The organism is Caenispirillum bisanense (assembly GCF_039523075.1).
GTDB lineage: Bacteria > Pseudomonadota > Alphaproteobacteria > Rhodospirillales > Rhodospirillaceae > Caenispirillum > Caenispirillum bisanense.
In genome coordinates, this window is record NZ_BAAAEP010000080.1 from 1 (window position 1) to 12,738 (window position 12,738).

At 70.7% G+C, this 12,738-nt stretch carries 8 protein-coding genes; 5 read left to right on the forward strand and 3 right to left on the reverse strand.

Features of this window, described 5'->3' with window-relative positions; all coding sequences use genetic code 11:
* Nucleotides 1-110: 110 nt before the first annotated feature.
* The 4 genes from ABD056_RS21500 to ABD056_RS21515 all read left to right on the forward strand — a co-directional run bounded on the left by ABD056_RS21500 (nucleotide 111) and on the right by ABD056_RS21515 (nucleotide 6,527).
* The gene (locus ABD056_RS21500) at nucleotides 111-1,358 is read left to right on the forward strand and encodes an MFS transporter (protein ID WP_343870171.1); all 1,248 of its coding nucleotides are present in this window, start codon (nucleotides 111-113) and stop codon (nucleotides 1,356-1,358) included.
* Between the two features lie 62 nt (nucleotides 1,359-1,420).
* Nucleotides 1,421-2,491: an efflux RND transporter periplasmic adaptor subunit gene (locus ABD056_RS21505; RefSeq protein WP_343870173.1), complete on the forward strand. Its 1,071-nt coding sequence runs from the start codon at nucleotides 1,421-1,423 to the stop codon at nucleotides 2,489-2,491.
* Between the two features lie 4 nt (nucleotides 2,492-2,495).
* Nucleotides 2,496-5,573 (forward strand): efflux RND transporter permease subunit, encoded by a 3,078-nt coding sequence (locus tag ABD056_RS21510; RefSeq protein WP_343870175.1) that lies wholly within the window; start codon nucleotides 2,496-2,498, stop codon nucleotides 5,571-5,573.
* Nucleotides 5,574-5,729: 156 nt separating this feature from the next.
* A complete protein-coding gene (locus ABD056_RS21515; protein WP_343870177.1) occupies nucleotides 5,730-6,527 on the forward strand; it encodes a carbon-nitrogen hydrolase family protein in 798 nt (265 codons plus the stop codon).
* 42 nt (nucleotides 6,528-6,569) lie between these two features.
* On the opposite strand, the gene ABD056_RS21520 is transcribed toward ABD056_RS21515, so the two are convergent.
* Genes ABD056_RS21520 through ABD056_RS21530 form a run of 3 tightly spaced genes read right to left on the reverse strand, consistent with a single transcriptional unit; the run spans nucleotide 6,570 to nucleotide 11,170 of the window.
* Complete coding sequence (locus tag ABD056_RS21520; protein ID WP_343870179.1) at nucleotides 6,570-7,013, reverse strand: response regulator; 444 nt, start codon at nucleotides 7,011-7,013, stop codon at nucleotides 6,570-6,572.
* 18 nt (nucleotides 7,014-7,031) lie between these two features.
* The gene (locus ABD056_RS21525) at nucleotides 7,032-8,282 is read right to left on the reverse strand and encodes an EAL domain-containing response regulator (RefSeq protein WP_343870181.1); all 1,251 of its coding nucleotides are present in this window, start codon (nucleotides 8,280-8,282) and stop codon (nucleotides 7,032-7,034) included.
* A 20-nt stretch (nucleotides 8,283-8,302) separates the two neighbouring features.
* Nucleotides 8,303-11,170 (reverse strand): hybrid sensor histidine kinase/response regulator, encoded by a 2,868-nt coding sequence (locus ABD056_RS21530; RefSeq protein WP_343870182.1) that lies wholly within the window; start codon nucleotides 11,168-11,170, stop codon nucleotides 8,303-8,305.
* 207 nt (nucleotides 11,171-11,377) lie between these two features.
* Here ABD056_RS21530 and ABD056_RS21535 point away from each other — a divergent pair, with 207 nt between their 5' ends.
* Nucleotides 11,378-12,655 (forward strand): ABC transporter substrate-binding protein, encoded by a 1,278-nt coding sequence (locus ABD056_RS21535; RefSeq protein WP_343870183.1) that lies wholly within the window; start codon nucleotides 11,378-11,380, stop codon nucleotides 12,653-12,655.
* Nucleotides 12,656-12,738 lie beyond the last annotated feature (83 nt).

A 12,738-nucleotide genomic window follows, 5' to 3' on the forward strand; every position in this document is an offset into this window, starting at 1 on the left:
GCCTCCCCCCTGGCGGAACTACCCAACGAACCCTCCCTCCCCCCCGACGACCCCCCCGCCGCCGCCCTGCCCCCCGCTCCCGCCACCGCCGCCTCCGCGGGCGGCGGGCGATGACGGCCGCCGGCAGCGCGGCGCCGCTGGTGCCGGCCGGCGGCTGGCGCGGGCGGGCCATCCGCGGCTGCCTGCTGGTGGCGGCCAGCCTGACGGTGATGGCGACGGCGGTGATCTCCCCCGCCCTGCCGGACCTGGAAGCGGCCCTGGCCGGCACCCCGCAGGCGGGACTGCTGGCGCGGCTGGTGGTCACCCTGCCGGCGCTGTTCATCGCCCTGATCGCGCCGCTGGCCGGCTGGGTGATCGACCGCTTCGGCCGCATCCGCCTCCTCGTCGCCGGTGCCGTGCTCTACGGGCTGGCCGGCGGATCGGGGCTGGTGGCGGAAGGGCTGGGGGCGATCCTGGCCGGGCGGGCGCTGCTCGGCGTGGCGGTCGCCATGGTGATGACGACGGTGCAGACCCTGGTCGGCGACTACTTCGCCGGCCCGGCGCGGGAACGGTTCCTGGGCCTGCAGGCGGCTTTCATGGCCTTCGGCGGGGTGGTCTTCGTGGTGGCCGGCGGGCTGCTGGCCGATGTCCACTGGCGCGGCCCCTTCGCGGTCTATCTGGCGGCCCTGTTGCTTGCACCCCTAATGGCCTTTGTGCTGCCGGAGCCGCCACGGCACCATGCACCGCTTCGGTCCGATTCCGCCGCCGGGCGGCCGGCGCCGAAGGGGGAGAGTGCGGCGGAGCGGCTGCCGGTGCTGGCGGTGGCCCTGCTCTACGGCACCGCCTTCTTCACCATGCTGACGTTCTTCCTGGTGCCGACGCAGCTGCCGTTCCTGCTGGCCGCCGTCGGGGCCGACAGCGGCACCCTGACCGGCCTCGCCATCGGCTGCTTCAACCTGTCGGCCGGCGTGGCGGCCCTGGGGTTCGGGGCGCTGCGGCGGCGCATCGGCGGGGCGGCGGTCTACGGCCTTGGCTTCACCGCCCTGGCGGCCGGCTTCGGCCTCGCCGCCGTGGCCGAGGGGTGGGGGCTGGTGGCGCTGGCGATGGCCGTCGCCGGTCCGTCCATGGGCATCAACATGCCCAACACCAGCGTGTGGCTGCTCGCCCGCGTGCCGGCCCGCTTCCGCGGCCGGGCGCTGGGCGGCCTGACCACGGCGCTGTTCCTGGGCCAGTTCCTGTCGCCGGTGGCCAGCCAGCCGCTGGTGGAGGCATTCGGTCCGGCCGCCGCATTCGCCCTGGTCGCGGCCAGCGGTGGCGTGGCGGCAACACTCTGTTACACGATTGCCGTTTGGCGATTCCGACCAACGCGGTCAGGATAAAGCCGGTTGCATGAAAGGCGGGGCGCTGCGGGGCGGCGACCCATGCAAGAGGGGTTTGAGAGATGATGCCGAAGTCCCTGATGACGGCGGGCCTTGCCGCCGTGCTGATCGCCGCTTCCGTGGCCCCGGCCGCGGCGCAGGCGCCGCAGGGCATGCCGGTGGAAGCGGCGCCGGTCCGGGCCGAGCGGGTGGTCGACGACCTGATGGTGGTCGGCTCGCTGCTCGCCAACGAGACCACCGTGATCCGCCCTGAAATCGACGGCCGGGTGGCCCAGATTTCCTTCGAGGAAGGCGGCATGGCCCGCAAGGGCGACCTGCTGGTGCGCCTGGACGACGCCAGCCGCCGCGCCGAACTGGCCAAGGCGGAGGCCAACCTCGCCCTCAGCCGCCGCAACTTCGAGCGCGCCGACGAGCTGTACCGCCGCCAGAACCTGCCGGCCAGCAGCCGCGACGAGGCCCTGGCCAAGCTGCGGGCCGACGAGGCCAGCGTGCGCCTGACCCAGGTGGCGATGGAAAAGACCGAACTGCACGCGCCCTTTGACGGCATGCTCGGCCTGCGGCGGGTGAGCGCCGGCGACTACCTGCAGCCCGGCGCCGCCATCGTCACCCTGGACGATGTCGACCCCATCAAGGTCGACTTCCGGGTGCCGGAGGTCTTCGCCCACCGCCTGCGCACCGGCCAGACCATCCAGCTGACCGTCGACGCCGTGCCCGGCCAGACCTTCGCCGGCGAGGTCTACGCCATCGACCCGCAGGTGGACATCAACGGCCGCAGCGTGCTGCTGCGCGCCCGCGTGCCCAACCAGGACGGCCCGCTGCGCCCCGGCATGTTCGCCCGCGTCACCCTGGTGCTGGACGAACGGCCCAACGCCCTGGTCATCCCGGAAGAGGCGCTGATCCCCCAGGGCAACAGCCAGATCGTGTTCAAGGTGGTGAACGGCACCGTCGAGCCGGCGCCGGTCACCCTCGGCATCCGCCGCAAGGGCATGGTGGAGATCACCTCCGGCCTGGCGGAAGGCGACATGGTCATCACCGCCGGCCAGCTGAAGGTGCGCCCCGGCATGCCGGTGACGGTGATGCCGCCGCCGCAGGCGGCACCGCAGAACGCCGCCGCCCCCACCCAGGAGGGCTGACGCCGTGGTCCTGTCCGACCTCTCCATCAAACGGCCGGTGCTCGCCACCGTCATGAGTCTGGTGATCGTGCTGGTGGGCGTGATCTCCTACGACCGCCTGACGGTGCGCGAATACCCCAACATCGACGAGCCGGTGGTCAACGTCGAGACCACCTACCCCGGCGCCACGGCGGCGATCATGGAGTCGCAGATCACCCAGCCGCTGGAGGAAAGCCTGGCCGGCATCGAGGGCATCGAGCTGATGACCTCCACCTCGCGGCCGGAGCAGAGCCAGGTGTCGGTGAAGTTCCGCCTCACCCGCAACCCGGACGAGGCGGCCAACGACGTGCGCGACCGCGTCGCCCGCGTGCGCGGCCTGCTGCCGTCGGAAATCGACGAGCCGGTGATCTCCAAGGTGGAGGCCGACGCCCAGCCGATCATCTATCTCGCCTTCAGCTCGGCCCTGCATACCCCGCTGGAGGTCACCGACTACGCCGACCGCTTCGTGAAGGACCGGCTGCAGAACATCGACGGCGTCGCCAACGTCCGCATCTTCGGCGAGCGGCGCTACGCCATGCGGCTGTGGATCGACCGCGCCCGGCTGGCCGCCTACGGCCTGACGGTGCAGGAAGTGGAAGCGGCGCTGCGCCAGCAGAACGTGGAAATCCCCTCCGGCCGCATCGAGTCGGCGGAGCGCGAGTTCACCGTGCTGGCGGAAACCGACCTGCGCACGCCGGAACAGTTCGACGACCTGATCGTCAAGCGGGCCGACGGCTACCTGGTGCGCCTACGCGACATCGGCCGCGCCGAGGTCGGCGCCCAGAGCGAACGCACCGCCGTGCGCTTCAAGGGCGAGGCGGCGGTGGCGCTCGGCGTCATCAAGCAGGCCACCGCCAACCCGCTGGACGTCAGCCAGGGCGTGCAGGCCATGCTGCCGCTGATCGAGCAGAGCCTGCCCGAGGGCATGGCCGTCAACATCGGCTACGACAGTTCCATCTTCATCGACCGCTCCATCAGGAACGTCTTCACCACCATCGGCGAGGCGGTGGTGCTGGTGGTGCTGGTGATCTTCTTCTTCCTGCGTTCGGTGCGGGCGACCCTGGTGCCGCTGATGACCATCCCGGTCTCGCTGATCGGCGCCTTCGCCCTGATGTTCATGTTCGGCTTCTCCATCAACACCCTGACCCTGCTGGCCATGGTGCTGGCCATCGGTCTGGTGGTGGACGACGCCATCGTCATGCTGGAAAACATCCACCGCCACGTGGAGGAGGGCCTGCCGCCCATCGAGGCGGCCTTCAAGGGCAGCCGCGAGATCGCCTTCGCGGTCATCGCCATGACCCTGACGCTGGCCGCCGTCTATGCCCCCATCGGCTTCATGGAAGGCCGCACCGGCCGCCTGTTCACCGAATTCGCCCTGACGCTGGCGGGTGCGGTGCTGGTGTCCGGCTTCGTGGCGCTGACCCTGTCGCCGATGATGTGCTCGCGCCTGCTGCGGCACGAGAAGAAGCACTCCGCCGTCTACAACGCCATCGAGTCGGTGATGGTCGGCATGACCAACGGCTACCGCCGCCTGCTGGCGGCGTCGCTGAAGGTGCGCTGGCTGGTGGCGGTGGTGGCGCTGGCCGTCGCCGGCAGCGCCTACCTGCTGTTCGGCACCCTCAAGTCCGAACTGGCCCCGACCGAGGACCGCGGCACCATCATCGGCATCGGCATCGCGCCGGAAGGCTCCACCCTGGCCTTCACCGACAAGTACGCCCGCCAGATGGAGCAGGTCTACGCCAGCGTGCCGGAGGCGGAGCGCTACTTCGTCGTCACCGGCTTCCCGGTGGTGTCGCAGATCGTCAGCTTCATCGGCCTGGAGGACTGGGAAACCCGCGACCGCCTGCAGCAGGACATCGTGAAGGAGATGCAGCCGCGCATGTTCGGCGGCATTCCCGGCATCATGTCGTTCCCGGTCAACCCGCCGTCGCTGGGCCAGAGCCCCATCGACAAGCCGGTGCAGTTCGTCATCCAGACCAACGCCACCTATGAAGAACTGGAAGGCATGGTCAACGCCATGATGGCGGAGGCCCAGCAGTACCCCGGCTTCATCAACCTCGACAGCGACCTGAAGCTGAACAAGCCGCAGCTGTCGGTGCAGGTGGACCGCGAGAAGGTGGCCGATGTCGGCGCCGACGTGGCGGTCATCGGCCGCACGCTGGAAACCATGCTGGGCGGCCGCCAGGTCACCCGCTTCAAGCAGAACGGCAAGCAGTACGACGTCATCGTGCAGGTGGAGGACACCGACCGCGCCACGCCGTCGGACCTGTCGGCCATCTACGTGCGCGGGGCCGGCGGCGAGATGATCCAGCTGTCCAACCTGGTGACCGTGCAGGAAACGGTGGCGCCGAAGGAACTCAACCACTTCAACCAGATGCGCGCGGCCAAGATCACCGCCAACCTGGCGCCGGGCTTCGCCCTGTCCGACGGCCTCGGCAAGCTGGAGGAGATCGCGGCGCGGGTGCTGCCGCCGGAAGCGCTGGTCGACTACGACGGCCCGTCGCGCGAATACCGCAGCAGCTCGGCGAGCCTTTACGTCACCTTCCTGCTGGCGCTCGGGTTCATCTATCTGGTGCTGGCGGCGCAGTTCGAAAGCTTCGTCGACCCCTTCGTCATCATGCTGTCGGTGCCGCTGTCGGTGACCGGCGCCCTGCTGGCGCTCAACCTCACCGGCCACACGCTGAACGTCTACAGCCAGATCGGCCTGGTGACGCTCATCGGCCTCATCACCAAGCACGGCATCCTGATCGTGGAGTTCGCCAACCAGCTGCAGGAAGAAGGCACCTCCAAGCTCGACGCGGTGATCGAGGCCAGCGCCCTGCGCCTGCGGCCGATCCTGATGACCACCGGCGCCATGGTGCTGGGCGCCGTGCCGCTGGCCATCGCCACCGGCGCCGGCGCCGAGAGCCGGCAGGCCATCGGCTGGGTGATCGTCGGCGGCATGACCCTCGGCACCCTGCTGACCCTGTTCGTGGTGCCGACGGCCTACATGATCCTCGCCCGCAGCCACCGGCCGCGGGTGGAGGCGCCGCTGCATCACCCGGCAGGCTCGCCGGCCGAATGAGACGGCACCGCATACCCTGATACCCGGCCCGGCGCATCGCAAGGTGCGCCGGGTTCGTCTTTCGGGGGGCCCCCCCCTCCTTGGCGACAGGCGCCGGGCGCGGTAGCCTCGTTCGGAGTATCCTCGTTTCACCCCGCCGGGAGGTCTTGCCGACTCATGCCGCTCCGCATCGCGCTCTACCAGACCGAAGGCACCCCCGGCGACATCGACGCCAACATCGCCGCCGCCGAGGAAGCCGCCGCCCGCGCCCGCGCCGGCGGCGCCCAGCTGCTGATCCTGCCGGAGATGTACCTGTCCGGGTACGACATCGGCGAACTGGCGTATGAACTGGCCGAACCGGCCGAAGGCCCCAACTTCAAGCGCATGGCGGAAGCCGCCCGGCGGCACGGCATCGCCCTCCTCTACGGCCACGGCGAGACGGACGAGGAAGGCCACTGCTACAACACCGCCACCCTGATCGACGCCAATGGCCGCCGCCGCCTCGCCTATGCCAAGAGCCACCTTTACGGCGACGAGGAACGGGCGGTGTTCACCGCCGGCGCCACCCTGGGCGTGCCGGTGGACCTGCACGGCGTCATGCTCGGCGTGCTGGTGTGCTACGACGTGGAGTTTCCCGAGGCGGTGCGCACCCTGGCCCTGCAGGGGGCGCAGCTGATCTGCGTGCCGACGGCGCTGATGGTGCCCAACCGGCCGGTGGCGGAAACGCTCATCCCGGCGCGGGCCTTCGAGAACGGGGTGTTCGTCGCCTACGCCAACCGCTGCGGCCACGAAACCCAGCTGGTCTACGAAGGGCTGAGCACGGTGGCGGCCCCCGACGGCGCCATCCTCGTCCGCGCCGGCAAGCACGAGGAGATGATCTTCGCCGACATCGACCCCGCCGCCTACGACGCTGCCCGCCGCCTCAACCCCTACCTGACCGACCGCCGGCCCGACCTCTACAACGGCCCGACCTGATCGGCTACAGCGTGGCCGCGGCCGCGGCCGGGGCGGGCAGGGTCAGCGGCGCGGCGCCGGCGGCGTCACCTGCACCAGCCGGGGGGTGGTCATCACCGTCTCGATGCGGCTTTTCAGCGCCTGCATGCTCACCGGCTTGATGAGGTAGGCGTTGATGCCGCGCGCCGCCGCTTGCTTGACGCTGCCAAGGTCGTTCTGCCCCGACAGAATGATGATCGGCAGCTCGCGCACCGCCAGCAGGTGGTGGTTGCGCACCATCTGCACGAACACCAGCCCGTCGATGGGCTCCATGTTGAGGTCGCAGATGACCAGGCTCGGCTGGAACAGCTCCAGCTCCTTCAGCGCCGAGGCACCGTCCGCCGCCTCGCGCACGTTGGTGCAGCCGAGGGTGCGCAGGATCTGCTTCATCATCGTCCGCACGAAGGTCTCGTCATCGACCAGCAGCACGGTCAGGCGCGTGAAGTCGAACGGGTCACGTTCAGCCATGGGGCGGTCTCCGCAAGGTCAGGAGGCGGTGGCAAGGGAGGGGCGGCTCTGCTCCCACGGCAGCAGATCGGCCCCCGGCATGGGTTTGGCGACGTAGTAGCCCTGCACCAGGTCGACACCCATGGCGGCCAGCATGTCCCAGTTGTCGCGCGTCTCGACGCCTTCGCCGACCACCTTCATGTCCAGGCGCTTGGCCATCTCGACGTTGCTTTCCAGCACGATGCGCACCCGCTCGTTCTCGGCGGCGCCGCGCACGAAGCTCATGTCCAGCTTGAACTCGGTGAAGGGCAGGCGGACCAGCTGCTGGATGGTCGAATAGCCGGTGCCGAAGTCGTCGATGGACAGCCGCACCCCCTTCATGGCCAGTCGGGTGATGACGTCGAACGGCGTGGTGATGTCGGTCATCAGGCCGCTTTCCGTCACCTCCAGCGTCACATGGTGGATGGCGACGCCATGGTCGGCGGCAAGGCCGAGAACGAACTCCGGCAGGTCGAGGCGGTAGAGGCTGCTGGCCGACAGGTTGACCGCCACGCCGATGCGGAGGCCCTCTGCCGCCCACCGCCCGGCCTGGGCCAGCGCCGTCTGCAGCATGTATTCGGTGAACACGTCGGTGAGGCCGAAGCCGTCCAGCTTGTCGAGGAACACCACCGGCGGCAGCACGCCGTGGTCGGGGTGGCGCCAGCGCACCAGCGCCTCCACCCCCTCCAGCCGGCCTGACGGCAGGGCGACCTTGGGCTGATACCAGGCCTCGATCTCGCCGGCGTCAAGGGCGGCCAGCAGCCGCTCCCGCGTCACCTCCACCGCCGCCATGCCGCGCCGGGCGGGGCCACGGGCGCCGAGCCGGGCCAGCAGCGCCGTCACCCCGGCCGGGGTCAGCGGCTTGGGCAGGGCGCCCAGCATGGTCAGGCCGCGGGCGCGGGCCAGTTCCTCCACGGTGCGGATGATGTCCGGCCGGGCGGCGCTGGCGATGATGATGCCGGCATTGGCGTTGAGGCCGCCGATGTGGCGCAGGGTTTCCACCCCGTCCATGTCGGGCATGTCGAGGTCGCAGACGATGACGTCCACCGGCTGCTCCGCCGCCCCCATCAGCGACAGCGCCTCCCGCCCGCCGCCGGCCTGCTCGATGCGGGCGACGCCCAGGGCGCGGAACACCCGCACCGTCATGGTGCGCACGAAGGGATCGTCGTCGACCACCAGCACCGACAGGGCGGCGAAGCGCGGATCGGCAGCGGCGGGGGAGGCCGGCGCCTGCGTGATGGTGTCGCTCATGCGTCCCTCCTCCCTGCCCGTCAGACCGCGTTGATGGCGTCGCGAACGCGGCCGAAGGCGGTCTCCACGTCCTTCACCAGCGCCGCCACCGCCTGCCAGTCGGCGATGCCGGCGGCGCTTTGGGTTTCCACCCGGCGGCAGAGGTGGCCCAGTTCCACCGCCCCCGCCGACAGCGCCGCCCCTACCAGCCGGTGCGAGGCGCGGCGCAGGCCCTCGGCGTCGCGGGCCTCGTGGCGGTCGGCGATGGCCTCCTTCAGCTCGACGGCGCTGTCGAGGAAGGCGCCGAGCAGGCCGCGCACGTCGGGCCGCACGGCCTCGGTGATCTCGCCGAACAGTTCTTCATAGATGCTCAGGCTGAGCACCGGCCAGCCGTCCTCGGCGGGCGCAGCGTCGGCGGTGGCAGCGGCAACAGCGGGTGCCGGGGCCGGCGCCGGGGCCGGGGCGGCGGCGGGCGAGTCGGCGGTGGCCGCCTCGCTCGGCCGGCTGGCGACCGGCAGCCAGCGGTACAGCACCTGCCGCAGCTTGGCCGATTCCACCGGCTTGGCGAGGAAGTCGTCCATGCCGCAGTCGAAGCAGCGTGCCTTCTCTTCCTGCAGCACGCCGGCCGACAGGGCGACGATGGGCAGGTGGCCGCCGGCCTCCGCCTCGTGGGCGCGGATGCGGGTGGTCAGCTGGAAGCCGTCCATTTCCGGCATGTGGCAGTCGGTGATGAGCATGTCGAACTCGCCGGCGCGGAAGGCGTCCCACGCCGCGGCGCCGTTCTCCACCACCACCGGATCAAGGCCCATGCGCTGCAGCATCTTGTCGATGACCAGGCGCGAGGTCGGGGTGTCTTCCGCCACCAGGATGCGGCCGCCGGAGAACGGCAGGTCGGCCACCGTCTCCACCGGCGCCTGGGCGCCGCCGAAGCGGTGCATCACCTGGTCGATGGTTTCCGGCGCCGCCCGGCCGACCGCCACCGCCACCGTCTGCAGCAGCAGGTAGGGCCGCGCCGGCTTGGTCAGGCCCCAGGTGGCGCCGGTGCGCCTCTGCACGCGGGAGATGGCGCCACGGTCGCGCCGCGCCATCAGCAGCACCGGCACGCCGGCCACCGCCTCCGCCCCCAGGGTGCCGAATTCGGAGAAGGCGCCGGCCAGGGCCGCCGGGCCGTCGTCGACCACCACCAGATGCACCGGCGTGCCCACGATGGCCGCCGCCGGCACCTGCCGCTGCGCCTCCTGCCAGCTTTCCACCGCCTCCACCACCGCCCCGGCGGCGGTGAGGCCGCGGGTCATGGCGCTGAGGAAGGCGGCGTTCTGCGCCACCAGCAGGATGCGGATGCCGGTCAGGTCGGGCCGCTCGCTGGCGCCTTCGGCCACCGGCAGCGGCACCTCGAACCAGAAGGTGGAGCCGGCGCCGGGGGTGCTGGTGACGCCGATGGCGCCGTCCATCATCTCCACCAGCCGGCGGCAGATGGCAAGGCCGAGGCCGGTGCCGCCGAACCGCCGGGTGGTGCCGGCGTCGGCCTGCTCGAACGGCCGGAACAGGCGGGCCTGCTGCTCGGTGCTGAGGCCGATGCCGCTGTCGGTCACCTCGAACCGCAGCCGCGCCGCCTCCCCCGCCCGCTCGCGCAGGGAGACGGAGACGCTGACCTGTCCCTGGGCGGTGAACTTGATGGCGTTGCCGACCAGGTTGATGAGGATCTGCCGCAGCCGCGCCGGATCGCCGCGCAGCACCGGCGGGATGGCGTTGTCGACGAAGGTGACCAGCTCGATCTCCTTCGCCCAGGCGCGCGAGGCGAGCAGGTCGGCCACCGAGAACACCAGGTCGTCGATGGCCAGTTCGGCGGTTTCGAACACCAGCTTGCCGGCCTCGATCTTCGAGAAGTCGAGGATGTCGTCGATGATGGTGAGCAGGAACCGCGCCGAGTCGCGGCACACCGACAGCAGGTTGCGCTGCTCGCCGTCCAGGTCGGTCGCCTCCAGCAGCTCCAGCATGCCGATGACGCCGTTCATGGGCGTGCGGATCTCGTGGCTCATGGTGGCGAGGAAGGCCGACTTGGCGCGCGCCTGTTCCTCCGCCAGTTCCTTTTCGGCGTGCAGTTGCTCCAGCCGGCGGCGCGGCCCGATGTCGCGCATGATGCCGGAGAAATAGAGGGCGTCGCCGACCCGGAACTCGCTGATCGACAGGTCGACATAGACCTCGTGGCCGTCCTTGTGGCGGCCCACCACCTCGCGGCTGATGTCGAGCACGGTGCTGCGGCCGGTGGCGGCGCAGCGGCTGAGGTAGCCGTCGTGGACCAGGGCGTCCTCGCCGCGCATCAGCATGCCGATGTTGCAGCCGATGATCTCGTCCAGGTCATAGCCGAACAGCCGCGACACCGCCGGGTTGGCCGACTGCACGATGCCGGCGACGTCGATGGTGACGATGCCGTCGCCGGCCCTCTCGACGAAGGCCCGCAGCCGCGCCTCGCTGTCGCGCAGCTGGCGCGACTGTTCGGCCAGCTTGCGGTCGCGGTCGAAGCTTTCCACCGCGCCGTTGACGGTGAGGATGAGGTCTTCCGCCTCCCACGGCTTGGCGATGTAGCGGTAGAGGTTGGCCTCGTTGATGGCCGCGACGATGGCGGCGTGGTCGGACTGGCCGGTCAGCAGGATGTTGAAGGTGGCGGGCGTCTTGCGGTGGATGCGCTTCAGCAGCTCGTGGCCGCGGATGTCGGGCAGGAAGTAGTCGCAGACCACCACCGGGATCTCGACACCCTCCGCCAGCAGTTCGTCCACCAGCTCCAGCGCATCGACGCCGCGGTCGGCCATCTCCAGCCGGCAGCCGACAATGCGGCCGCCCAGCTCCATGCGCAGGGAATCGAGCACCATCGTGTCGTCGTCGATGCACACGACCACCCGTTCGGCCATGACGCCGCTGCTCCCCCTGCTTCCCCTGTGCCGCCGGCTGCGCCCATTCCCATACGCAACTTGCGGTCACACATCCTTAGGCATCACGTCGGATTAGGCAATAGGCGTTTCGGCAGGCGCGCGGCGGGCGAGCATGCTTTGCGCCGCTCGCCGTCTGGTGCATAGTCGGCGGGGCCGGGCGAGGGGCACGGCGCGAGGGGGAGAGACATGCGGCAGGGACCGACGCGGCGGCGCGTGCTGTCCGGCCTGGCAGCCATGGCGGCGGCCGGCGGCGGCTTCGCGCGCGTGGCCCCGGCGGCGGGACGTCCGGCGCAGGCGGCGGGCGGCCCCATCCGCATCGGCATCCTGCATTCCCTGTCGGGCACCATGGCGATCAGCGAATCGACGCTGAAGGACGTGCTGCTCATGCTCATCGACCGCCAGAACCGCGCCGGCGGCGTGCTGGGGCGGCGGCTGGAGCCGGTGGTGGTCGACCCGGCCTCGTCGTGGCCGCGATTCGCCCAGCTCGCCACCCACCTGCTGGAGGCGGAGGGGGTGGACGTGCTGTTCGGCTGCTATGCCTCGCCGTCGCGCAAGATCGTGCTGCCGGTGCTGGAGCGGCTGGACGGCCTGCTGTTCTACCCGGCGCCCTACGAGGGGCAGGAACAGTCGCCGCATGTGGTCTACCTGGGGGCGACGCCGCAGCAGCAGGCGGTGCCGACGGTCGATCACCTGCTCAGCGCCGAGGGCGGCAGCGTGCGGCGGTTCTACCTGCTCGGCACCGACGACATCCACCCCCGCACCGTCAACACCATCCTGGCCGGCTACCTGCAGTCGCGGCAGGTGCGGCGGGAGGATTTCGTCATCCGCTACGTCCCCTTCGGCGAGACCGACTGGCGGCCGGTGGTGGCCGACATCCGCGCCTTCGCCCACGGCGGCAAGACGGCGGTCATCAACACCATCGCCGGCGACGCCAACCTGCACTTCTACCGCGAACTGGTGCGCCAGGAAGTCCACGCCAGCAACATCCCGGTGGTGGCGCTGTCCATCGGCGAGCAGGAACTGGCGGCGGTGGACGTGACGCCGCTGGTCGGCCACCTGACGGCCGCCAGCTATTTCATGTCGCTCGAAACGCCCGAGAACGACGCCTTCATCCGCGACTGGCAGGACTGGATCGGCGACGACCTGCGGGTGGTCAGTGCCGCCATGGAAGGCTGCGTCATCGGCTTCGACCTGTGGGTGCAGGCGGTGCAGGCGGCGCGCACCTCCTCCGCCCCGGCGGTGCGGGAGGCGCTGGCGGACTGCCGCACCCGCAGCCTCACCGGCCACGACATCGGCCTCGACGGCCTCAGCATGCACGTCCGCAAACCCCTGATGATCGGCGAGATCCAGGCCACCGGGCAGATGATGCCGGTGTGGCTGTCCGACGGCCTGATCGACCCCGTCCCCTGGAGCCGCTGGTGGCGGCGCGGCACGAGGATATTGTCCGATGGCGCTTTCCCCTGATCCCGCCGCCGCCGGCCCCGCCGCCGCCAAGTCGGAGGCCAAGCGGTCTTAGGAAGACAATTGTACCAATCAACTCCTTGGCT